This is a genomic window from Erwinia sp. GW821-FHT03D09 (assembly GCF_059420805.1).
In genome coordinates this window covers 250,697-272,875 of the sequence record NZ_JBWKUK010000001.1, presented here as the reverse complement: position 1 = coordinate 272,875, position 22,179 = coordinate 250,697, and the positions used below count along the sequence as shown (strand labels likewise).

Sequence of the window (22,179 nt, the reverse complement as noted above, 5' to 3'; positions counted from 1 at the left end):
CGCTGGCAGTAGCAAGAAGGTGGCAAAAAAACGCTGTTTTACACTGGTGGCATCGAATCATCAGGAAGTAAATCATATGACTGTTCGTCACCTTGTGGCCGTTGACCTCGGCGCATCCAGCGGTCGCGTTATGCTGGCTCGCCACGATCTGTACAGCGGAAACATTACCCTTGAAGAAGTGAGCCGCTGCGTTAACCAGCCGATCGCCGTCGATACTCATCAGTGCTGGGATCTGGATGCGCTGGAAGCGTTTATCGTTGCCGCACTGAAGAAGCTGGATCGTCAGGGGATTACGGTGGACAGCATCGGCATTGATACCTGGGGGGTGGACTATGTGCTGCTGGATGAGCAGGGAGAGCGGGTGGGGTTGCCGATTGCCTACCGCGACGATCGCACCCATGGCGTGATGGCCGAGGCGGTTCGTGAACTGGGCCGCGATACTATCTATCAGCGCACCGGCATCCAGTTTCTGCCGTTTAACACGCTTTATCAGCTGCGCGCGCTCTGCCGCGATAACCAGCCGGATCTGGCCCGCGTAAAACATGCGCTGTTGATCCCGGACTATCTGCACTTCCGCCTGACTGGCAAGCTGAACTGGGAGTATACCAATGCCACGACTACCCAGCTGCTGAACATCCGCAGCGGCGAATGGGACAGCGATTTACTGAACTGGACCGGTGCTAACCCGGCGTGGTTCGGCAGGCCGTCGCAGCCGGGGCGTGAAGTTGGCCGCTGGCGCAGCCCGTCAGGGCAGGCCATACCGGTGATTGCCGTGGCTACCCATGACACCGCCAGCGCGGTGCTGGCGGCTCCGCTGTCGGGCGCGGAATCGGCATACCTCAGTTCCGGTACCTGGTCACTGATGGGCTTTGAGAGCCTTGAACCGTTTACCTCAAAGGCGGCTCTGGCCGCCAATATCACCAACGAAGGCGGAGCAGAAGGCCGCTATCGGGTGCTGAAAAACATCATGGGTCTGTGGCTGCTGCAACGCGTTTGCGACGAGCTGGCAATTGACGACCTCTGTCAGCTGATTTCCGATGCTGAACGGCAGCCAGTTTGCCAGTGGCTGATTAATCCCAATGACGAACGCTTCCTCAATCCGGCCAGCATGGTGCGGGAGATTCAGGATGCCTGTGCCGAACAGGCGATGCTGGTGCCGGTGACGCCTGCCGAACTGTCGCGCTGTATTTTCGACAGTCTGGCGCTCTATTACCGGGAAGTCCTGCTGCAGCTGGAAAAGCTGCGCGGTAAATCGTTCAGCCAGCTGCATATCGTCGGCGGCGGCTGTCAGAACCAGTTTCTTAACCAGCTGTGTGCCAATGCCTGCGGCATTCCGGTGTATGCCGGGCCGGTAGAGGCCTCGACGTTAGGCAATATCGGCAGCCAGCTTATCGCCTCGGGCGATGTGCCGGACGTCAGCGCCTTCCGCCAGCTGATTCAACATAATTTTCCCCTCATTCGTTTCGATTTCCAGGGCAGCGAGGCGTTTCGCCGTAGTCAGGTACGCTTTCAGTCACTGACCCATTCAGATAAGGAGCTATGTATATGACTCAGGCAATTGAACAGGCTTACGCGCTGGCGAAACAGCGCTTTGCCGATATCGGGATTGACGTGGAGGCCGCACTGGCACAGCTCGATCGCATACCGGTTTCCATGCACTGCTGGCAGGGCGACGACGTACGAGGATTTGAGAACCCGCAAGGGGCACTGACCGGCGGTATTCAGGCTACCGGTAATTATCCCGGGCGCGCCCGCAGCGCCGACGAACTGCGCGCCGATCTCGAACAGGCGATGGCGCTGATCCCCGGCCCGAAACGGCTGAATCTGCACGCTATCTATCTGGAAAGCGAACAGGCGGTGGATCGCCACGAAATCAAGCCCGAGCATTTTGCCGGCTGGGTGGCGTGGGCGAAGCAGCAAAAAATCGGGCTGGATTTTAACCCGACCTGCTTCTCGCATGAATTGAGCACCGACGGCTTTACGCTGGCGCATGCCAACGCAGAAATCCGCCAGTTCTGGATCGAACACTGCAAGGCGAGCCGTAAAATCTCCGCCTGGTTTGGCGAGCAGCTGGGCACGCCGTCGGTGATGAATATCTGGGTACCGGACGGCATGAAGGATCTGACGGTGGATCGCCTGGCTCCGCGTCAGCGGCTGATGAACTCGCTGGATGAGATTATCAGCGAAAAGCTAAATCCGGCGCACCATATCGATGCCGTTGAAAGCAAGCTGTTCGGCATCGGTGCCGAGAGCTATACCGTCGGCTCTAACGAATTTTGCCTCGGCTACGCCGCCAGCCGTCAGACCGCGCTGACGCTGGATGCCGGGCATTTCCATCCGACCGAAGTGATTTCCGACAAGATTTCTACCGCCATGCTGTATGTGCCGCGCCTGCTGCTGCACGTCAGCCGTCCGGTGCGCTGGGACAGCGACCACGTGGTGGTGTTGGATGATGAAACCCAGGCGATCGCCAGTGAAATTGTCCGCCAGAAGCTGTTTGATAAGGTACATATCGGACTGGATTTCTTCGATGCCTCAATTAACCGCATCGCCGCCTGGGTTATCGGCACGCGCAATGCGAAAAAAGCGCTGCTGCGCGCACTGCTGGAACCGGTCGAGCAGCTGAAAAAGCTGGAGATCGAGGGCGACTACACTGCACGCCTGGCGCTGCTGGAAGAGCAGAAATCCCTGCCGTGGCAGGCGGTATGGGAAGCCTGGTGCCTGCGCCATGATGTCCCGGCGGGAGCCGGCTGGTTAGGCGACGTCCGTTATTATGAACAACAGATTCTCAGCCAACGTTAAGGGTATACACATGCATCAGATTCTCAATTCCTGGTTCGTTCAGGGCATGGTCAAAGCGACCAGCGATATGTGGCTGAAGGGCTGGGACGAGCGCAACGGCGGCAACGTATCGCTGCGCCTGCTGGATGACGAAGTGCGGCCGTTCGCCGCTGATTTTTACGCCGAACCACGCACGCTGGAACTCAGCCAGCCCGCCCCCGATCTGGCCAACTGCTGGTTCCTGGTCACCGGCTCGGGCAAATTTTTCCGCAACGTGCAGCTCGATCCGGCGGACAGCCTGGTTCTGCTGCGGGTCAGCGCCGACGGTCAGGCCTATACCATTCACTGGGGGCTGAGCAACGGCGGCGTGCCGACCTCCGAGCTGGCCTCGCACTTCCAGTCTCACAGCGTGCGTAAGAAAGTCTCTAACGGTGCGGATCGGGTGATTATGCACTGCCATGCCACCAACTTTATGGCGCTGAGCTACGTCGTGGATCTTAACGCCGCCAGTTTTACCCGCCTGCTGTGGGAAGGCAGCACCGAGTGCCTGGTGGTGTTCCCGGACGGCGTTGGCATTGTGCCGTGGATGGTACCGGGTACCGATGGCATCGGCACGAAAACCGCCGAGCAGATGGCCTCGCACACGCTGGTGATGTGGCCGTTCCACGGGATCTTCGGCGCGGGCCCAACGCTGGATGAAACCTTCGGCCTGATTGATACCGCAGAGAAATCGTCTGAAGTGGTGGTTAAGGTGCTGTCGATGGGCGGTATGAGGCAGAGTATTACCACCGAAGAGCTGGTCGCGCTGGGCGAACGCTTTGGAGTTAAACCCTGGGCGGCGGCGCTGGCAGCGAAGCATCCCCATGTTGCGTAAGGCGTTTGTCATGCAGGTACACCCGGATAAGCATCAGGCGTATCAGCAGCGGCACAGCCCGATCTGGCCAGAGCTGGCGCAAACGCTGAAGGATCACGGGGCACACAACTACAGCATTTTCCTCGACGCGTCGCGCAATCTGCTGTTTGCCTGTGTGGAGATCGAATCCGAGGAACGCTGGAACGCGGTGGCAGAAACGGAGGTGTGCCAGCGCTGGTGGCGGTCGATGAGCGAAATTATGCCGTCGAATGCGGATCACAGCCCGGTGAGTGCCGAGCTGCCGTCGGTGTTTTATTTACCGTAAGCCACTTTTCTTCGCGTGATAGATAGTAAAAGCCCCTGACTGTTGTCATGCCGCTCAGGGGCTTTGTCGTTTCTATCGTTAACGCAGGTGTTGAATTAGCCGTTAATTCTCAGCTGTGGGTAACGCTTCATGCTCCACGCGCACCAGCCCAGTGACAGCAGACCAATACCACCGCCGACATAGCCAATGCTGGCCATATTCAGATGCAGGCTGACCTGGCTACCCAACAGCGCACCGCCGCCGATACCGATATTGTAAATGCCCGACAGCAGCGACATAGCGACATCGGTGGCGTCCGGGGCCAGTGCCAGCACGCGCACCTGTACCGCCAGGCCAATAATCATCATCGCCATACCCCAGACGATGCACAGGGTAGAGATGGCCAGATCGTGCGTGGCGGCCAGATAAAGTGACAGCATACAGGCGCTGATTAACAGGATTGCGCCGAGTAAGAAGCTGGCCGGAAATTTATTTCCGAACAGGCTGAACAGAATACTGCCGATAATGCCAGCCGCACCGAAAATTAACAGCAGGAAAGTCGTAAAGCCGCGGCTTAAACCTGCCACGCTCTGAATAAAGGGTTCAATATAGCTGTAGGCGGTGTAATGCGCGGTAACCGTTACGGCAATCAGCAAATATAGCGAAACCAGCGCCGGGCGGCGGAACAGCATCGGCACGCTTTTTAACGATCCGGTATGTTCACTTGGCAATTTCGGCAGCAGCTTAAACAGCAGTCCCATGGTAATCAGCGCGGCTACGCCAATCACGGCGAAGGTCATACGCCAGCCCAGCAATTGACCGATCATGCGGCCGATAGGCAGGCCGAGTACCATCGCCAGCGCCGTCCCCGTTGCCAGCATGCTTAACGCCTGTGTTTTTTTACCCGACGGGGCAACGCGGATGGCCAGCGATGCGGTAATTGACCAGAAGATAGCGTGCGAGAAGGCAATACCAATGCGTGACAGCACCAGGGTGGTAAAGTCCCACGCCACGGACGACAGCGCATGGCTGGCGATAAACAGAGTGAAAATCACCATCAGCAGCAAACGGCGTTCAACGTTGCGCGTTAACAGCATCATCGGCAGTGACATCAGCGCCACCACCCAGGCATAAATAGTCAGCATCAGGCCAACCTGAGACGTCTGCATTGAGAAGCTTTCGCCAATATCAGACAGCAGGCCGACCGGAACAAATTCGGTCGTATTAAAAATAAACGCAGCAATAGCCAGCATAACCACGCGTAGCCATGCAGTCTTACGAGAAACAGTATTTGGATGCATTATTGAATTAATGATGTGTTGATGAAGTGTTAATCCATATTATGGATCATAAATTTAGTCGGGATATTGTCTTTTATTTATGTGACAGATGAAACAGAAAATTCAATAAATTTGTAAATCAGAATTTATATGTAACTTAAGCGAATCAATCATTCTTTTACTATTACCGTCAGTCATCTCAGTTTCATGCGGTTGAGTTTGACCTTTCACCTGCCAGACGGCAGAATCGCGAAGAAAATCAGGCCGTAAAGGCACCCGTCGAGGAAGCGAAATCGTGAGCGTTCTGAATAATGCCCTGCTGGAGGAGATCCTGCAACAGGTACGGCCGCTAATCGGTAAAGGTACAGTGGCCAGCTATATTCCCGCACTGGCCGAGGTGCCTGCCGATCGGTTGGGCATCGCGGTCTGCATGCTGGACGGCACGCTTTATCAGGCAGGTGACGCGGACGAGCGCTTTTCTATCCAGTCGATCTCAAAGGTACTGTCGCTCACCCTGGCGTTAACGCGCTATGAGGACAGTGAAATCTGGCAGCGGGTAGGGAAAGAGCCGTCCGGGCAGCCGTTCAATTCGCTGCTGCAGCTTGAACTCGAGCAGGGCAAGCCGCGCAATCCGTTTATTAACGCCGGGGCGCTGGTGGTGTGCGATATGCTGGAAACCCGTCTGACCGCGCCGCGCCAGCGGATGCTGGAACTGGTGCGCGTCCTTACTCAGCAGCCGGAGATTAACTACGATCGCCACGTTGCTCGCTCGGAGTTCGAGCACTCGGCGCGAAATGCGGCGATTGCCTGGCTGATGAAGTCCTTTGGCAATTTTTCCAATGATGTGCAGACGGTACTGCAAACCTATTTTCACTACTGCGCGATGACCATGAGCTGCGGCGAACTGGCGCGCTGTTTCTTATACCTGGCCAATCAGGGGCGGGGCCTGGGACAGGGCGAACCGCTGCTAACGCCAAAACAGGCGCGGCAAATTAATGCCTTAATGGTCACCAGCGGTATGTACGACGGCGCAGGAGAATTTGCGTGGCGGGTGGGTATGCCGGGAAAATCGGGCGTGGGCGGTGGGATTATTGCGATTGTCCCGGGCGAAATGAGTATCGCAGTCTGGTCGCCGGAGCTGGATGTTTCCGGTAATTCGCTGGCGGGCACCGCCGCGCTGGAACTGCTGGCCGAGCGTATCGGTCGGTCGATTTTCTGACTCTAACAGCAGACTAATGAAGATTTTTTTCGGCTCATTAATCAGTTGGCTCTGATTATCAATTGTTGATCCAGCTCAAAGCCTTTTGCAGCACAATTTGCTAATATTTCGCGCAATGAATTAACAGTCATGGCGCGAGGATTGTGGATTGTGCAAGGTGAACAACGAGATGAGTATTCCAGCACGTCAGCTGACCCTGAACCACCAGCTGCGCCAGTATGGCAATCTGGTGAAACTGGCGATGATCCGTACCACGCCGCAGATTATTGAAGTATGGACCATGAGCGGCAGTCGCCTGCGCTTCCATCCTGCGCAGCAGGTTGAGGCGAAGTGGGTTGTCCAGTAAGCAGGCGATAAAAATGCCTGCCTGTAAGCTTTTCGAAGCGTCAGCCTTATACATTTCCGTAAGATATTTAGCACTAAGCCAGGCGGACTGCTCAGTGTAATCCGCCTGGTCATTTATCCGCCCTGCAAACTATCTGTTGTATTTTGACTCTTCGATATCACTCCGCTTTATTCCTGGCAGCGCAAACGGCAGGCTTTAACGACGGCGTACATCCCTGAATTTCTGCATTTCCCTGAACGTTAGCTTTTCCCTGAGTTGTGCCGCGTCGTAAAATAACTGCACCGATCACCAGTGCCAGCATGATTATCCACTCTGTACCCAGTGAGGAGAGTACGGCGTGCTGGTCATTGCCTGCCGAGATCAGCTCGTGGCTGTACACCGCCCCCAGCACCATCGGGCCAAGGCCGAAAGCCGCCTGCTGTACCGTTGACAGCATTGCGCTTCCTGCTCCGGCATGGCTTTTCGGCACTTCCGCCAGCCCGATGCGGAAGCAGCAGCTGACGATAAACGCCTGGCCAAATCCGATAAGCGCGGTTGCCGGGATTAGCTGCACAATACCCACGTGAGGCCAGCCGTGGTTAAACGTCCAGGCCAGGCCGAGTAGCGCGGTCATCTGGATCAGGCAGCCGGTAATCAGCGTGGGAACCTTACCCAGCCGCTCTACGACTCGGGTGGAGAGCAGGGAACTGATAAAGTAGGCGACGCCCAGCGTGATAAAGGCGTTACCGGACTGGAAAGCGCTAAGACCGAGGCCGGACTGAAGCGTCAGTGCCACCACGAACATAAAACCACTCCAGCAGCAGAAGAACAGCACCGCAATTGTCAGGCCAAAGCGAACGCCGTTCAGGCGCATCAGTGCCGGCAGCGGCGGCGGCGCTCCGCCGCGTTTCTCCAGAGCCTGTTCCACCTGCCATAAACGGCGCAGCAGCAGGATCGCCAGGCATAGCGGGATGTTAATCAGAAAAACACTGCGCCAGCCGTAGCCGCCGGGATCGGCATTAATCAGGAGTCCGCCGGGTACCTGGCCAATAATAAACGCCATACCGCCAATTATTCAGTCACTGCTCTTCGATATTTTCGGCTACAACCCGGCGTGGTGCCGGCTGATGGCGGAGTCGGAAGAGTTTCGCGAGCTGTGGCCACGCTACGAAATCCGTGCGATAGATAATCAGGTGAAGCGTTTTTACCACCCAAAAGCCGGAATGATGACGCTCAGGCAGAATAACTGGTGGTCGGCGCCGCGCAATGGCGATCGCCTGTTGGTGTACATTCCTAACGATGAGGAGAGTGCTGCCGCGCTGCGTAGTATTACTGACTGAATCGCTCGGTTGAGCAGTGAGCAGAAAATGACTAATAACGACTGAGACATTCTGGTTAGCAGAAAATACCTGAAGACTGAGTCGCCATATTCCGCAGAAAAGCCCCCATTCCCTGTTATTTTGCGTTACCCTGGACAGGTCAGGCGGCATGCTTCATGTCGCCATTTTCATTTAACAGGGAGTCACACTGATGAATCAACGTCCAACGGTTGCCGTGCTGGGTCTTGGCGCAATGGGGCACGCGTTTGCTGCAAATCTGCTGAAAAAGGATTTCACCGTCTTTGGCTGGAACCGAACCCGGGCGCGGGGCGAGGATCTGCTTGCTGCCGGATTACAGCTGACCGACAGTGCGGAGCAGGCGGTAGCGTCCGCCGATGTGGTGATTGCCATGCTGTCTGACGGCGAAACCACCCAGGCGGTGCTTACCGATGTATTACCGCAGTTAAAGCCGGACGCTGTGGTCTGCCAGATGGGCACCATTGGCATTGCGGCAACGGAACAGCTTATCGAGACCTTTAAACAGCGTCGCCCGGATGCGGTGTTTATTGACGCTCCGGTTTCCGGTACCAAAGCGCCGGCGGAGAATGCGCAAATCCTGATCCTCGCCAGCGGCGATCGCCATCGTGCGGCGGCCATCGAGCCGGTATTTGCCGCGATCTCAAAGGGCGCGAAATGGCTGGGCGAAGCCGGTGCCGGTTCGAAAATGAAGCTGGTGGCGAATGCGTGGCTGGTTTCCATGGTGGAAGGGCTGGCGGAAAGTACCCGTCTGGCCGAGCAACTTGGCTTCTCGCCGGAGGATTTCTGGCAGGTGCTGGACGGCGGTCCGCTGGCTGCCCCGTATGTGAAAGGCAAGCTGGCGATGATTGCTGAAGGCGAGTATTCGCCGCAGATGCATCTGACCTGGGCGTTGAAAGATGCGCGACTGGCGCTGGAAGCCGCGGGCGATACCGCGATGCCGGGTCTGGAAACTATTGCCGCCCTGTGGCAGAAAGCGGTCAATGCGGGCTACGGCGAGAAAGATCTCTCGGTAATTTATCGCTATTTACAGGAAAAAAACGCCTGATGTAACGGGGTGCTGTTGGGCACCCCGACAATATTTCCCGTCAAATCATTATGATAGAACCAAGATAGCACCAATAGCCCATAGTGCTTAGTGAACGGCTTCAAAAGTATAACCAGGTTTGTTATATTATTAGCCTGATGTTTTTTATAGTTAACTGATTTTTAATGCTTTTTATTTCAGTGTTTCATCCGCAGATGGACGGTAAAAAGCCAGGATCACATCATGCTTGATAATCGTTTTCCTACCGCCCTACAAATGGTGCTCTGCATTGCCAAGGCGGATAGCGAGGATAAGCGCTGCACCAGCAAGATTCTCGCCGATGGCCTCGACGCCAACCCGAGCTTCGTACGTAAACTGATGGTGCCGCTGACCCGCGACGGTATTATTGTTTCCACGCTGGGCCGCTGTGGCACCATTCGTCTTGGTCGCCCGGCAGAGCAGATCACACTGTGTGAAATCTACACCTCGGTGACCAATGACAAGCCGCTGATGGCCAGCCGACCGGAAGTCCCGGCGCGCTGTGTGGTCAGCGCTAACGCCTGCCGCTTTTTTAAAGAGCTGGCGAAAGAGGCCGAGCAGGCGTCCCTTGACGTGCTGGCCCGACGTACCGTTGCCGATGCGCTGCGCGAAATTATGCAGCGTGACTGGACCGACGCCGAAGCGCGCTGCACTTCCTGATTCTTCCTCTTAAAAATTCCCTCCCGCAGGCCGGTATCGCTGCGGGTTTATGACGTTCTCTGATTTAAGTTTTGCCCGTCTGCAGTCGCTCATAATGGATGATTTACGGTTTAAGCAGCATTTAATGCAACAATAAAACTTGCATTAAAATCGGCGTTGTCTTACCGTTGTTAAGTGCACTCATCATAGTTGCCTTTTACTCTCAGCGAGAATCAGGCCGGGGCACGTCAGGTTGATAACAACACCAAATTTAACAACATCAGGGGATGACCGATGAGCCATGATGATTTTATTAACGATCTTGTAAAGTGGATCGATACCCATATTGAAGGGAAGATGGATTTAGACACCGTTGCCGATCGCGCGGGCTATTCGAAGTGGCATTTACAGCGGATGTTTAAACAGCACACCGGCTATGCGCTGGGTGAATATATTCGTGAACGTCGCCTGAAAAAATCCGCTGAACGCCTCGCCAGGGGCGGTGAGCCGATTCTGGATGTCGCCATCAGCTTTGGCTTTGATTCGCAGCAGTCGTTTAATCGCAGCTTCAAACGTCAGTTTGGTCAGTCGCCGGGCGCATGGCGCCGCCAGGTCCAGATTGCCGCTCACGCCTGATAGTGTTATTGCTGGCAGGCGGAGCGGAATTCCGCTCCACCGCCGGCAGTGTTAATTTTCTACCACTTCACCGTTCCGCGCTGCCACGCCAGCGATCGATCGCGAATGGCAAACAGCAGGCTAATCAGCGACGAGAACAGCAGGGCCATCACAATCAGCGCCCCGTACATATTGGCATAGGCCGCCCAGCCCTGAGCCCATTGCAGATACCAGCCCAGTCCCGATTTCACCCCCATCATTTCGGCCGCCACCAGCACCGAGAATGACGCACCCAGCCCCATAAACAGCCCGACAAACACCTGCGGCAGCGATGCAGGCACCGCCACGCGCAGCACCAGAAACAGTGTGTTGGCACCCAGCGTGCGCGCCACATCGTAGTAGCGCTGATCAACGCTGGCGACGCCCGACCAGGTCAGTACCGTCACCGGGAACCAGGTGGCAAGCGCGATCAGGAATACGGCAGCGGAGAAGCTGGACGGGAAAAAGTACAGCGACAGCGGCAGCAGTGCGGTTGACGGCACAGGGCCGAGAAAGCGCAGCAGCGGATGCACCCAGTAGCCCAGACCTCGCGACCAGCCGATGGCCACGCCGGTAATAAAACCGGTGATGCTGCCAAAAATAAAGCCCAGCGCCAGCAGGCACAGCGAATTCAGCACGCTGTCGCCCAGGCGGAACCAGTCTGTGGCCCAGGCTTCAACCAGCGCACGCGGCGGCGCGAAGAACGGGGCAGGCAGCAGGGCCAGCTTGGCGGTCGCCGCCTCCCAGATGCCGATCAGGATCGCCAGTGCCACCAGCCAGGGCCCGCCGCGCTGCAGCGGAGCCAGAAGCTTAGGGATCGCCAGCAGGCGTCCGAAGACCACGATTAAGGTTAGTGCGGCAACAAGGATGAAAAACACCCGGTGCGTTTCAGCAACAAAACGCGGTGGGGCGAACCCCACCAGCTTATCCGGCCAGTAAATCATCAGTGCCACCAGCCCCCACCAGGCAAAAACCGTCAGGATCAGCGCCGGGCTAAGCCGGACCGATGCGGAGCGACTGGCTATCCGCTGTGGAGTCAGGGTTTCACTGGACATACTTCCTCCTTATGCTGAATGCTGGTGCGCCGGAGCAGCAGGCAGCACGTCCGGCACATAGTGAGCCGCGAAGCGCTGCGCGTCGGTATCTTCGCGGATCACCTTGATAGTTTTCAGCTCGTTCAGATAGGTCACCACTTCCTTACGCAGCTGTTCGCCGGTGGAGTGATGGTTGTGAGTATGTTCGCGCAGCATGGCGGCGATATCATCCGGGGAAACGTTGCCCGGTACGAACGGCGCGAAGATCTTCGCGGTTTCTGCAGGGTGATCCGCCGTCCACTGCTGGGCGTCGATGATAGCCTGAGTAATCGCTCGTGCCACTTTCGGCTGCTCACGCACCAGCGATCCGCGCAGCCCCAGCACGCAGCAGGTGAGGTTGTGATATTCGCCGTTCAGGTTGTTATCAACTTCTATCAGGCCGTCGTGCTTTTTAATCAGCCAGCCCTGCGGATCGTCGGCTGCCAGCGCCTGCACTTCACCCTTACGCAGCGCTTCCCCGAACAGATCGGCGGGATACTGCACCCAGTTGACCTGCGTATCAGGATCGATACCGAGCCTGGCAAGCTGAATAGCAAAGAAGTTACGCAGCGGGCTGGCCTGATCGGTCACCGCCACATTTTTGCCTACCAGGTCGCGCACGCTTTTGATGCCGCTGTCTTTGCTGGTCAGCAGGCGCATACAGCCGCCGTGCGTCCCGACGGTCAGATCGACATCAAAGCCCTGTTCCAGCGGCTTTAGCCAGCGCAGCGCCATACCAATACCGCCATCCGCCTGACCGGTGGCAATCGCCTGCAGCAGGGCATCCGTTGGGCCGCTAAAGTTAACCGGTTCAACATTCAGGCCGTACTTTTTAAAGAATCCCTGCTTCAGAGCGACTGAAATCGGCGACTGACACACTGCCGTCTGCCCCCAGGCCAGCTTAACGGTGGTTAGCTTGCTGGTGTCTTCAGCCGCTGCCCACACCGGTAACGCCGGTGCTGCCACCAGTCCTGCACCCACCACACCCAGAGTCTGAATAAAACTACGCCGTGAAATCCCACGTGAAATCGTCATGCTTGTTATCCCTGTTGACTGAATTATGTCCGCACTATGGCAATTTTTTTTACATCGCCAAAATAACAATCCTTCATTTTCAATTGCGAATTCGCGTTATCCACCGGGCTGTAAACCTTTGCCACTATTGATATTTCACGTGCGGTAAAAAAAACGGAATAGTCAGCGTATTGCGGATTAATGAGGTGAACCGATGTCACTGACAGAACAACTGGATACGGCCTCCGGGCTGGAATTAACCATCAATCAGGTCAGTCATGCTTTTCATCTCGACGGGCAGAGCCTGGCGGTGCTGGACAATGTGTCACTGAACGTTGATGCGGGAGAATTCGTTGCGCTGCTGGGGCCGTCCGGCTGCGGGAAGTCCACGCTGCTGCGGCTGGTGGCGGGTCTGGATCATCCAACCCAGGGCGAGATCTTTGAGGATCGCCAGCCGCTGACCGCGCCGCATCCCAGCCGGGTGGTGGTGTTTCAGGACCCGACCCTCTATCCGTGGCGCCGGGTGTGGCGCAACGTCGCCATCGGCCTGCAAACGCAGGGCAAACTGACGCCGGAAGGGGGCGAACGCATCGATTTGACGCTGGAAAAAGTGGGCCTGAGTCAGTTTGCTAATGCCTGGCCGCATCAGCTTTCCGGTGGTATGGCGCAGCGCGCGGCGCTGGCCCGCGCGCTGGTGAATCATCCGCGGCTGTTAATTCTTGATGAACCGCTGGGCAAGCTTGACTCGCTAACCCGCATTCGCATGCAGCACGAACTGGTGGAACTGTGGCGCGAACAGCGCTTTACCGCCCTGATGGTGACGCATGACGTTGAAGAAGCGCTGCTGATGGCTAACCGGGTGGTGGTGTTCAGCCCGCGTCCGGCGCGAATTATTGAAACCATTCATATCGATCTGCCGTACCCCCGCCGCCGCAACGATCCACGCCTGATCGCGCTGCGATCAAAAGCGCTGGCGCTGCTGGGTGCTGAAGCCACTGAAGTGACCGAGGATGCTGATAATGACCATTAATAATTCCATTACCGAGCTGGTTGGCAACACGCCGCTGCTGCGACTGTCACGCTTTCGTCAGCAGTTTGAACTGCCTGCGGAGATCCTCGCCAAGCTGGAGTACTTCAATCCTAATTACAGCGTGAAAGATCGTATCGCGTTGTCGATGATCGAAGCGGCCGAACGCAGCGGCAGACTGAAGCCGGGCGACACTATTGCCGACTCGACCAGCGGCAATACCGGCATAGGCCTGGCGGCAATAGCCGCAGCGAAAGGCTATCCCTTCCGCGTATACCTCCACGACAAGCTGAGCGAAGAGCGTTTCCAGATCCTCCGCGCGCTGGGAGCCGAAGTGATCCCATTCAGCCAGGTCGAAGGCTTTACCGAGGTGCTGGAACAGAGTGATGGCGATTTTGTTGCCGCTTCGCGCTGGCTGGCCGAGAACGTGATTAATCGCCAGCCGAATGTATTCCATACTGCCCAGCTGGAAAATCCGGCCAACCCGGCGGCGCACCACCGCAGCACCGGCCCGGAGATCTGGCAGCAGACCGAAGGACAGGTGGATATCGTTATTGCCGCAGTCGGCACCGGCGGCACGGTTTCCGGTATCGGCCGCTATCTGAAGCAGCACAACCCGGCGATTCAGGTGATAGCCGTTGAACCCGGCCCGCATTCAATACCCACCGCAGAGAATCCCGACCTGCGCGAATTAACCGGCGTGCATGCCTTCAGCGACGTACTCCCGGAGCGCGTACCGCCAACGCTTGATCGCAGCATTGTCGATGAAGCCTTCCCGGTAGAGCACTGGCAGGCGACCGCCGCCGCCCGTGAAGTGGCGGTTAGCGACGGCATTCTGATCGGCGAATCCGCCGGCGGCGTGCTGTATGCCGCTCGCGAGGTGGCGCTGCGCCCGGAAAATCACGGAAAGTGCATCGTGGTGCTGCTGGCCGACAGCGGCCTGAGCTACCTGTCCACCGGCTTGTTCAACCATAACATTACCCCCGGCCAGCTGCAGGTTGCTGCGCTGGTCAGCAATCAACAGATAAAAAGCGCCTCATAACCCAACGCAGAGAATTTTCATGAGCCAGATTACATCGTTACCGATCCTTGACCTGTCGCAGCTGGACGGCACCGCCGAACAGCAGCAGGCGTTCCTCGACAAGCTGGGCCGTTCCGCCCGCGACGTCGGCTTCTTTTATCTGATCAACCACGGCATTGATGCCGAGCTGTCGGCGCAGGTGCAGCAGCTTTCCCGCCGTTTCTTCGCGCTGTCGGAGGCGGATAAACAGCAGGTGGGGATGATCCACTCGCCGCATTTTCGCGGCTATAACCGCGCCGGTTCCGAACTGACGCGCAGCCAGCCGGACTGGCGCGAGCAGTTTGACGTCGGTGCAGAACGCGCGCCGCTGCCGCTGGGTAGCGGCGACGCTGGCTGGAAGCGCCTGCAGGGGCCGAACCTGTGGCCGGAAGCGCTGCCGGAGCTGAAGCCGGCACTGCTGGCGTGGCAGAAGGCGATGACGACCATGTCTCTGCGGCTGCTGCGGGCCTTTGCCCGTGCTCTGGAACTGGCTCCCAACGCCTTCGATTCCCTGTACGGCGATAAGCCAAACGAACATATCAAACTGATCCGCTACCCGGGCCAGACGGCGGAAACCTCCAGCCAGGGCGTGGGTGCGCACAAAGATTCCGGCTTCCTCAGCTTCCTGTTGCAGGATCAGCAGCGCGGTTTGCAGGTGGAAGTGGCTCCTGACCAGTGGGTAGATGCTTTGCCGCTGAACGATGCCTTTGTGGTAAATATCGGTGAACTGCTGGAGCTGGCGAGCAACGGCTATCTGCGTGCCACGGTGCACCGCGTCGTCGCACCGTCTGCGGATCAGGATCGGCTGTCGGTTGCCTTCTTCCTCGGCGCGCAGCTCGATGCGGTGGTGCCGGTATTTAATCTGCCGGAACCGCTTGCCCGCCTGGCGCCTGGCCCGGCCAGCGACCCGCTCAATCCGCTGCTGCGCGACGTGGGCTGGAACTATCTGAAAGGGCGTCTGCGTTCCCATCCCGATGTGGCGCAGCGCTGGTACAACGAATTATTACAACAACAACCTCAACACACAGCCTGATTTAAGGAACAACAATGAACAAACGTTTTGCCGCTTTATCATTCTCAGGGATGGCCTTATCCGTGGCGATGGCCTTCAACGTTAACGCTGCCGAACCGCTGCGCGTGGCCGCCGATCCGGTACCGCACGCTGAAATTCTGAATTTTGTGAAAAAACTCGATCCGTCGCTGGATCTCAAAATTATCGAGCTGAGCAGCGGCGTCAACGCCAACGAACTGCTGGCACACGGCGATGTGGATGCCAACTATTTCCAGCACGTGCCGTATCTGCGCGATCAGGAAAAAGCGCTGGGCCAGAAATTTACCGTTGCCGCCACGGTGCATATCGAGCCGCTGGGCATCTATTCACGCAAGGTGAAAAGCCTGAAGGATGTGAAGGAAGGTGCAACCATCGCCGTACCGAATAACACCACTAACCTGAGCCGTGCGCTGTATCTGCTGCAGGCGCAGAGGCTGATCAGGCTGAAAGCGGGCTATAACGATCCGTCGAAGGATCAGGCGACGCCGAAAGATATCGCCGAAAACCCGAAAAAGCTGAAGATTCTGGAGGTGGAATCACCGCAGATCCCACGCGCGCTGGATGACGTTGACCTGGCGGTGATCAACGGGAACTACGCGCTGGAAGCGGGGCTGACGCCATCGAAAGATGCGCTGGGCCTGGAAAGCGCCACCAACAACCCGTATGCGAACATTCTGGCGACCACGCCAAAACTGGCCGATGACCCGCGTATTCGCCAGCTGGCGAAAGACCTGGAGTCAAAACAGGTTGCCGATTTTATTCAGCAGAACTATCGCGGATCGGTGATCCCGGTAGCGGGTAAATAAAATGATTCGCCTGGAGCAGGTCAGTAAAATTTACGCCGGGGGGCAACCCCCGGCACTGGATGACGTGTCGCTGGTTATCCCGGATGGGGCAATTTACGGTATTCTTGGCCGCAGCGGCGCGGGAAAAAGCACCCTGATCCGCTGTCTTAATTTACTGGAAAGGCCAACGTCCGGGCGCGTGCTGATCGACGACCAGGATATCACCGCTCTGACGCCGCGCGCACTCCGGCAGCAGCGTCAGCGCAGCGGGATGATTTTTCAGCATTTCAACCTGCTGCATTCGCGCAACGTGGCCGATAACGTCGCGGTGCCGCTGGAGATCGCCGGGGTGAAACGTTCACAGCGTCAGCAGCGGGTTAACGAACTGCTCGATCTGGTGGGGCTCAGTGATAAGGCGGACGCCTGGCCGTCGCAGCTTTCCGGTGGTCAACAACAGCGCGTGGGTATCGCTCGCGCGCTGGCGGCCAGGCCCGATTACCTGCTGTGCGATGAAGCCACCAGCGCACTGGACTCGGAAACCACCGCCTCGGTGCTGACGCTGTTAAAGCAAATCAATCAGCAGTTCGGCCTGACGGTGGTGATGATTACCCACCAGCTGGAGGTGGTGAAATCCATCTGCGATCACGCCGCGCTGCTGGAACGAGGACGCCTGCGCGAGAGCGGGGCACTGAGTACGCTGCTGCGCCAGAAAGATTCTCTGTTGCGCAATGCGCTGCTGCACGATGCGGAGAGCGAACGCCGCTTCCTGCAGCGTCACGGCATTGAAGGAGGTCCACTGTGCGCGGTAGCCTGAGCCTTGAAGACCTGTGGCAGCTGATGCTGCAGGCAACCCTGGAAACGCTGTATATGGTTGGCTTCTCCGGGCTGTTTACCCTTATGATTGGATTGCCGCTGGGCGTGCTGCTGTTTATCAGCCGTCGCGGTGGCCTTCTTCCGCTGCCGCGCGTCAACGCGATTGTTGGAGCCGTGGTCAACGTGGGCCGTTCGCTGCCGTTTCTGGTGCTGCTGATTGCGCTGATCCCCACCACCCGCTTTATTGTCGGCACCACGCTCGGCAGCAGCGCGGCGATTGTACCGATTACTATCGGCGCGGTGCCGTTCTTCGCCCGCATCGTGGAAAGCGCGCTGGATGAAGTGGCGAAAGGGCGCATCGAGGCGATGCTGTCAATGGGCGGCAGCGACTGGCACGTGGTCAGTAAGGTGCTGCTGCCGGAGGCGCTGCCCGCGCTGCTGGCCGGCGTGACGCTGACGGTGGTGATGCTGATCGGTTTCTCTTCGCTGGCCGGGGTGATTGGCGGCGGCGGGCTGGGCGATCTGGCGATTCGCTACGGCTATCAGCGGTTTAATCAGCCGGTGATGATTGCCACCGTGGTCGTGCTGATTGCGCTGGTGCAGGTTGTGCAAATGACCGGCGACCGGCTGGTAAGAAGCCTGGCACATCGGCGTTAATTCATCACCATAGCGTGATGGCATAGTATACTGTTTGAATTCGCGTTACTTTTCTTCTTTCAGACAGGGTACGTCATGGAAATTCGTCATGCCATCAAAACGCAGTGGTGCCAGACCGTTAGCTATGGGCTGATTTTTATCGCGCTGTTTGCCATTTTCCCTCTGCGGCTGCTGCCGTGTTTTCTGGCCGGGTTCATCGTCTATGAAATCATTCTGGCGATGACCCCGTACATTGAACGGCTGGTGAAAGGACCGATTGCCCGCTGGATCAGCATCTTATTCCTCAGCATGGTGATTATCCTTGGGCTTGTTACCGGCATTACCAAACTGATTAGCTTCCTGCTGCATGACTTCCAGAACCCGGCGATGTTTCACGCCACCGCCACGAAAATCCTTGAGGATGCCCAACATACCCTGTCGCCGGTGGTGACCCGCTACCTGCCTGCGGACATCGATGAACTTCAGCACAAGGTGATCACCTGGCTGCGCGAGCATCTGGTGGTGGTACAGACCTTTGGCCGCAGCGCCGCCCACACCTTTGCCACCATGCTGATCGGCATGCTGCTCGGGGCAATTATTTCACTGCGTAACAGCAAAGTACGCAGCGACGATGCGCCGCTGAAAGCGGCGATGCTCGACCGCCTGCGTACCCTGGCGGACTCCTTCCATAACGTGGTGTTTGCGCAGATCAAAGTCTCGCTGGTGAATACAGTGCTGACCTGCGGCTTCCTGTTTGGCATTCTGCCGCTGTTCGGCCTGCATCTGCCGTTCGCCAAAACCGTGGTGGTGGTGACCTTCATTGCCGGGCTGCTGCCGATTATTGGCAATCTGATTTCCAATACGGTGATCGTGCTGATTGGGCTTTCCATCTCGCTTGAGGCGGCGCTGATTGCTCTGGTCTACCTGATCCTCATCCACAAGCTGGAGTACTTTATCAACGCGCGTATTTTCGGCACCCGCATCAGCGCCAAAACCTGGGAGATCCTGCTGGCAATGCTGGTGTTTGAATCTGCCTTCGGGCTGGCGGGCGTGGTGGCGGCACCGGTGTATTATGCCTATCTGAAAAGTGAACTGCGGGCAGCGCGGCTGATCTAACCTTCATCAAGGATTTTTATGTTAGCGTTCGGCAGCTCGCTGTGGCACCAGTTTGTTATCGCGATCCCCCTGTTTGTGCTGATCGGCCTCGGCTGGCTGCTGGTGCGCTGGCGGCGCTGGCCGGAAAGCATTACCGAAGCGATGAACCGGCTGGTGTTCCGTGTGGCGCTGCCGTCGATGCTGTTCCGCCTGATGTGCGATTTCAGCAGCGGCCCGCCGGTGGATGCCCGTCTGCTGCTGGCGTTCTTTGGCGGCTGCCTGCTGGTGTTTATTCTCGGCAGGGTGATTGCCAGCCGAGTGTTCCACCTTGATGGCGTGTCCGGGTCGGTGTTTGCGCTGGGTGGCATCTTCTCCAATAACGTTCTGCTCGGCCTGCCGATTGCACGCGTGATGCTTGGTGACGAGGCGATCCCTGCGGTGGCGCTGGTGCTGGTGTTTAACGGCCTGCTGCTGTGGACGCTGGCAACCGTCTCGGTTGAGTGGTTCAAACACGGTTCACTCAGCGTGAAGGGCTTTGGCAAAACGGCAGTCAGCGTGCTGCGCAACCCACTGATTATTGGCATCCTCAGTGGTACGCTGTTCAGCCTTACCGGGCTGCCGCTGCCGCAGATGATTGACCAGCCCGTATCCATGCTCGGCCAGATCGCCGTGCCGCTGGCGCTGGTTGCGCTGGGTATGAGTCTGGCGTGCTATCGCATTAAAGATGGCCTGGCTATTGGCGGTGTACTGAGCGCGATCAAGCTGGTGGTCCATCCGCTGGTGGTGTGGGGGCTGGCCTGGCTGCTGGGCCTGCCGCCGCTGGAGAGTAAAGTGGTGGTGCTGCTGGCCTCAATGGCGGTGGGCGTGAACGTGTATCTGATGTCCCAGCAGTTTAACGCTCTGACCGGACCGGCTGCGACAAGCATGCTTTTGACCACGTTATTTTCGGCAATTTCCACGCCTGTTCTGATACTTACGATGGACCGGGTTTATGCGTGATATTAGCGGAAAGCGTAAGGAAACAGGTCTTCTGCAAAATCCCTGCATTCTTATAAAGAAACGGCCTTCCATTCTTTGCCCCGGTCATCATGATATTTGTCCGTCATCGACCTGCTTTTAAGTGCCAACAGAGCACGGGTATCGATAGCCCGGGCTCGATAAAGCCGCTCTGACAAGAAACGCTGGTGGTGCCTTGCGATTACTGCCTGTAAATGTGATTGCCTGATAAAATTCCCCGGGATGCTCTGGCGCGCTTTTTCTTGAAACAATCCGTAACTATGATGATGAAATGAAATCCCTGAACAAAGTATTAAACAATCCTAATTTGAAAATTAATGTTGGTGACAAAACAGCTTTAGCCAATGCATTGGCCCACATGGATGCAGCTGATATGGCGGATAAGCTCGGAAAACTAGCTAAAGGTTTTAAAGTTGCGGACGTTGTACAGTAAATTGAAAAGGTTAGGGAGAAGAGTATTACAGGTATAGAAACAGGAAATCGGGCACCATTGGTTCTGGCGGTTGAATCATGGGTCGTTGGAGGCTTGGTATCATCACTGGCAGTATCCCTTTTCGCAGCGGTGCTAAGTATTTTTAGTGTTACTGCATTAGCGCCTACAGTTACAGCAATACCAGGTGTTTTTGTTGCAGTTTTAGTTGCTTCACTTATTGATGATAAGCTAGTTGATAAAATTAATAATGTAATAGTTAAGCCGCTTTACTGAATTAATGGGCGCTCAGGAACGTCCTTTAATTGCTCTTTTTACACTACATATTATTGCCGCGATCGTAAAAAAACATATGAACAATGAGGCTTATTAGCATAAAATAAATCAGTAAGGATTGAGACCAATGCGTAGTGTTTATTATGATGGGTTGTTGAATGCTCTGTAAGTAAAATAAAAAACATGAAGCAACATGTAAATAATGGCATAGCTGAAGCCGGTCTCGTTTCAGATGCGGTAGCTGCCCGGGAGCTTATGCCTGAACCCCTGGCAGATGACAGGCTGGCACTTATAGTCAGATCCTCTCACCCATTTAAATGCAGAGATAAAATCTCTCTTTCCGAGGCGCCTGGAGCCATTTATTGGTTTGTATCCCGGTAATGCGCTTCAGGATCGCATCAGTGAACATGAAAAAGATCTTGGCCGTCCACTGACCTATCGCATAAGAATGAGCAGCCTTGAAGGAATGGGGGAGATGGTCAGCAGTGGGATTGGCGTAGGGGTTCTTCCCTTATCACTGGCTGAACGCTTCAGTAAAAAATTCCCGTACCACATCCTGCCGCTAACCGCCCGGTGGGCGCGGCGACGAATATGCATATAAAACACCGGATTCACTGAGCCCGGCCATGACACGGCTGGTCGATTTTCTTAGGGTTCAGGATTGAGCAATATCAGTTCAGTCAGTAGTTCGCAGTTCTTTATGCATCAGTGCATTTTGCAGCGTTACGCCGCGCCGGACGGGAAATCCGCGTTTGACCACGTGGAAACCGTGCCGTAGAAAGAAACCTTCAGCCGTTTTGCTCACATTCGACGTCAGCTCACTTAGTCCAAGCCGTCGGGCTTCATCGTGGATGGCATTCATCAGCAGCGTGCCGACCCCCTGTTTCGGATAGCTTCCGGATACGAAGAAATGGTCGATATAGCCATTAGGTTGAACATCAGCATATCCCGCAATTTCACCCTCGACTTCAATCACAAACGGTCGCAGTTGCCTCATATGACAGGCCCATTTTTGCAGGTCCATATCCTCCGGTGCCCACGCTGCGATTTGATCGGGAGTGTAGTCACGCGATGCAATGTCACGTATTGACGAGAAAAAAATGCGGAATAAAGCAATCTCATCGCCGTTTGTAAATCTTCTGACTTCCATCGCACATTTTCCTGTAGCGTCTCTGAGAGTTAACGTTTTAATCTGCCGGGTTATTGCTCAAAAGTCACGCATTCTGTACTACTGCATGAGGCCGATCGGATAACGGATATACAGTCAATAATTGTAAACAGACCCGGAAGGTTTCAAGGAATAAGAAACAATGTTTTGGCTATGTTTTATTCTGTTGAAAATAGAGTGATGACGTAATTTAAAATTAAGATCTTTATTCTAAATATGACCATTTGACATATTTATACGCAATTTTCTTTCTTTTTC

General features: G+C 56.2%; 26 protein-coding genes and 1 pseudogene. 21 read left to right on the top strand and 6 right to left on the bottom strand.

The genetic code is table 11. The features are described from left to right. Positions 1–76 precede the first annotated feature (76 nt). From rhaB to rhaM, 4 genes are read left to right on the top strand one after another with little or no spacing between them, the layout of a single operon-like run. Positions 77–1,549, top strand: coding sequence for a rhamnulokinase (gene rhaB / locus AC07U6_RS01475; RefSeq protein ID WP_494762750.1), 1,473 nt, complete (start codon positions 77–79; stop codon positions 1,547–1,549). Continuing rightward, positions 1,546–2,802, top strand: coding sequence for an L-rhamnose isomerase (locus tag AC07U6_RS01470; protein ID WP_494762749.1), 1,257 nt, complete (start codon positions 1,546–1,548; stop codon positions 2,800–2,802). The genes rhaB and AC07U6_RS01470 overlap by 4 nt, the downstream gene beginning before the upstream one ends. A 10-nt stretch (positions 2,803–2,812) precedes the next feature. Next, positions 2,813–3,655: a rhamnulose-1-phosphate aldolase gene (gene rhaD / locus AC07U6_RS01465; protein WP_494762748.1), complete on the top strand. Its 843-nt coding sequence runs from the start codon at positions 2,813–2,815 to the stop codon at positions 3,653–3,655. Next, a complete protein-coding gene (rhaM, locus tag AC07U6_RS01460; RefSeq protein WP_494762747.1) occupies positions 3,645–3,959 on the top strand; it encodes an L-rhamnose mutarotase in 315 nt (104 codons plus the stop codon). The genes rhaD and rhaM overlap by 11 nt, the downstream gene beginning before the upstream one ends. Before the next feature lie 95 nt (positions 3,960–4,054). Here the strand turns inward: rhaM and AC07U6_RS01455 are convergent, their stop codons facing one another. Then, positions 4,055–5,239, bottom strand: coding sequence for a sugar transporter (locus tag AC07U6_RS01455; protein ID WP_494762746.1), 1,185 nt, complete (start codon positions 5,237–5,239; stop codon positions 4,055–4,057). A 271-nt stretch (positions 5,240–5,510) separates the two neighbouring features. On the opposite strand from AC07U6_RS01455, the gene glsB reads away from it, so the two are divergent. Further along, positions 5,511–6,437 carry a glutaminase B gene (glsB, locus tag AC07U6_RS01450; protein WP_494764496.1) on the top strand — a complete coding sequence of 309 codons (927 nt, stop codon included), beginning with the start codon at positions 5,511–5,513 and terminating at the stop codon, positions 6,435–6,437. A 169-nt stretch (positions 6,438–6,606) separates the two neighbouring features. Continuing rightward, positions 6,607–6,783: a hypothetical protein gene (locus tag AC07U6_RS01445; RefSeq protein WP_314420441.1), complete on the top strand. Its 177-nt coding sequence runs from the start codon at positions 6,607–6,609 to the stop codon at positions 6,781–6,783. 157 nt (positions 6,784–6,940) lie between these two features. Here the strand turns inward: AC07U6_RS01445 and AC07U6_RS01440 are convergent, their stop codons facing one another. Next, positions 6,941–7,825, bottom strand: a complete 885-nt coding sequence (locus AC07U6_RS01440) for an MFS transporter (protein ID WP_494762745.1) — start codon at positions 7,823–7,825, stop codon at positions 6,941–6,943. A 64-nt stretch (positions 7,826–7,889) separates the two neighbouring features. Here AC07U6_RS01440 and AC07U6_RS01435 point away from each other — a divergent pair, with 64 nt between their 5' ends. From AC07U6_RS01435 to AC07U6_RS01420, 4 genes are all read left to right on the top strand, one after another. After that, positions 7,890–8,102 carry an MmyB family transcriptional regulator gene (locus tag AC07U6_RS01435; RefSeq protein ID WP_494762744.1) on the top strand — a complete coding sequence of 71 codons (213 nt, stop codon included), beginning with the start codon at positions 7,890–7,892 and terminating at the stop codon, positions 8,100–8,102. A gap of 190 nt (positions 8,103–8,292) precedes the next feature. Beyond that, on the top strand, positions 8,293–9,165 hold the full coding sequence (locus AC07U6_RS01430; RefSeq protein WP_494762743.1) for an NAD(P)-dependent oxidoreductase: 873 nt from the start codon (positions 8,293–8,295) through the stop codon (positions 9,163–9,165). Between the two features lie 222 nt (positions 9,166–9,387). After that, a complete protein-coding gene (locus AC07U6_RS01425; RefSeq protein ID WP_494762742.1) occupies positions 9,388–9,843 on the top strand; it encodes an RrF2 family transcriptional regulator in 456 nt (151 codons plus the stop codon). Positions 9,844–10,116: 273 nt separating this feature from the next. Then, the gene (locus AC07U6_RS01420) at positions 10,117–10,458 is read left to right on the top strand and encodes a helix-turn-helix domain-containing protein (RefSeq protein WP_105593739.1); all 342 of its coding nucleotides are present in this window, start codon (positions 10,117–10,119) and stop codon (positions 10,456–10,458) included. A gap of 59 nt (positions 10,459–10,517) precedes the next feature. On the opposite strand, the gene AC07U6_RS01415 is transcribed toward AC07U6_RS01420, so the two are convergent. Then, the gene (locus tag AC07U6_RS01415; protein ID WP_494762741.1) at positions 10,518–11,531 is read right to left on the bottom strand and encodes an ABC transporter permease; all 1,014 of its coding nucleotides are present in this window, start codon (positions 11,529–11,531) and stop codon (positions 10,518–10,520) included. 9 nt (positions 11,532–11,540) lie between these two features. Next, positions 11,541–12,584, bottom strand: a complete 1,044-nt coding sequence (locus AC07U6_RS01410) for an ABC transporter substrate-binding protein (RefSeq protein WP_494762740.1) — start codon at positions 12,582–12,584, stop codon at positions 11,541–11,543. A 193-nt stretch (positions 12,585–12,777) separates the two neighbouring features. Here AC07U6_RS01410 and AC07U6_RS01405 point away from each other — a divergent pair, with 193 nt between their 5' ends. The 8 genes from AC07U6_RS01405 to AC07U6_RS01370 all read left to right on the top strand — a co-directional run bounded on the left by AC07U6_RS01405 (position 12,778) and on the right by AC07U6_RS01370 (position 20,029). Continuing rightward, entirely contained in the window at positions 12,778–13,593 is an 816-nt protein-coding gene (locus AC07U6_RS01405) for an ABC transporter ATP-binding protein (protein ID WP_494762739.1), read from the top strand. Further along, on the top strand, positions 13,583–14,632 hold the full coding sequence (locus AC07U6_RS01400; protein WP_494762738.1) for a PLP-dependent cysteine synthase family protein: 1,050 nt from the start codon (positions 13,583–13,585) through the stop codon (positions 14,630–14,632). Before AC07U6_RS01405 ends, AC07U6_RS01400 begins: the two co-directional genes overlap by 11 nt. A gap of 19 nt (positions 14,633–14,651) precedes the next feature. Continuing rightward, on the top strand, positions 14,652–15,683 hold the full coding sequence (locus AC07U6_RS01395) for an isopenicillin N synthase family dioxygenase (RefSeq protein ID WP_494762737.1): 1,032 nt from the start codon (positions 14,652–14,654) through the stop codon (positions 15,681–15,683). Positions 15,684–15,733: 50 nt separating this feature from the next. Next, a complete protein-coding gene (locus AC07U6_RS01390) occupies positions 15,734–16,507 on the top strand; it encodes a MetQ/NlpA family ABC transporter substrate-binding protein (RefSeq protein ID WP_494764495.1) in 774 nt (257 codons plus the stop codon). Between the two features lies 1 nt (position 16,508). Further along, on the top strand, positions 16,509–17,300 hold the full coding sequence (locus AC07U6_RS01385) for a methionine ABC transporter ATP-binding protein (protein WP_494762736.1): 792 nt from the start codon (positions 16,509–16,511) through the stop codon (positions 17,298–17,300). Continuing rightward, on the top strand, positions 17,297–17,956 hold the full coding sequence (locus tag AC07U6_RS01380) for a methionine ABC transporter permease (protein ID WP_494764494.1): 660 nt from the start codon (positions 17,297–17,299) through the stop codon (positions 17,954–17,956). The genes AC07U6_RS01385 and AC07U6_RS01380 overlap by 4 nt, the downstream gene beginning before the upstream one ends. Before the next feature lie 75 nt (positions 17,957–18,031). Then, the gene (locus AC07U6_RS01375; RefSeq protein ID WP_494762735.1) at positions 18,032–19,051 is read left to right on the top strand and encodes an AI-2E family transporter; all 1,020 of its coding nucleotides are present in this window, start codon (positions 18,032–18,034) and stop codon (positions 19,049–19,051) included. Between the two features lie 18 nt (positions 19,052–19,069). Continuing rightward, a complete protein-coding gene (locus AC07U6_RS01370) occupies positions 19,070–20,029 on the top strand; it encodes an AEC family transporter (protein ID WP_494762734.1) in 960 nt (319 codons plus the stop codon). Between the two features lie 50 nt (positions 20,030–20,079). On the opposite strand, the pseudogene AC07U6_RS01365 reads toward AC07U6_RS01370, so the two are convergent. Next, positions 20,080–20,220, bottom strand: a pseudogene (locus AC07U6_RS01365) (integrase); the annotation flags it as partial. Between the two features lie 77 nt (positions 20,221–20,297). Between AC07U6_RS01365 and AC07U6_RS01360 the strand changes: the two are divergent. From AC07U6_RS01360 to AC07U6_RS01350, 3 genes are all read left to right on the top strand, one after another. Then, complete coding sequence (locus AC07U6_RS01360; RefSeq protein WP_494764493.1) at positions 20,298–20,480, top strand: colicin-like pore-forming protein; 183 nt, start codon at positions 20,298–20,300, stop codon at positions 20,478–20,480. A 57-nt stretch (positions 20,481–20,537) separates the two neighbouring features. Then, positions 20,538–20,753, top strand: coding sequence for a hypothetical protein (locus AC07U6_RS01355; protein WP_494762733.1), 216 nt, complete (start codon positions 20,538–20,540; stop codon positions 20,751–20,753). 367 nt (positions 20,754–21,120) lie between these two features. Then, positions 21,121–21,354: a LysR substrate-binding domain-containing protein gene (locus AC07U6_RS01350; protein WP_494762732.1), complete on the top strand. Its 234-nt coding sequence runs from the start codon at positions 21,121–21,123 to the stop codon at positions 21,352–21,354. Positions 21,355–21,429: 75 nt separating this feature from the next. Here AC07U6_RS01350 and AC07U6_RS01345 read toward each other — a convergent pair whose 3' ends face one another. Next, complete coding sequence (locus AC07U6_RS01345) at positions 21,430–21,903, bottom strand: GNAT family N-acetyltransferase (protein ID WP_494762731.1); 474 nt, start codon at positions 21,901–21,903, stop codon at positions 21,430–21,432. Positions 21,904–22,179 lie beyond the last annotated feature (276 nt).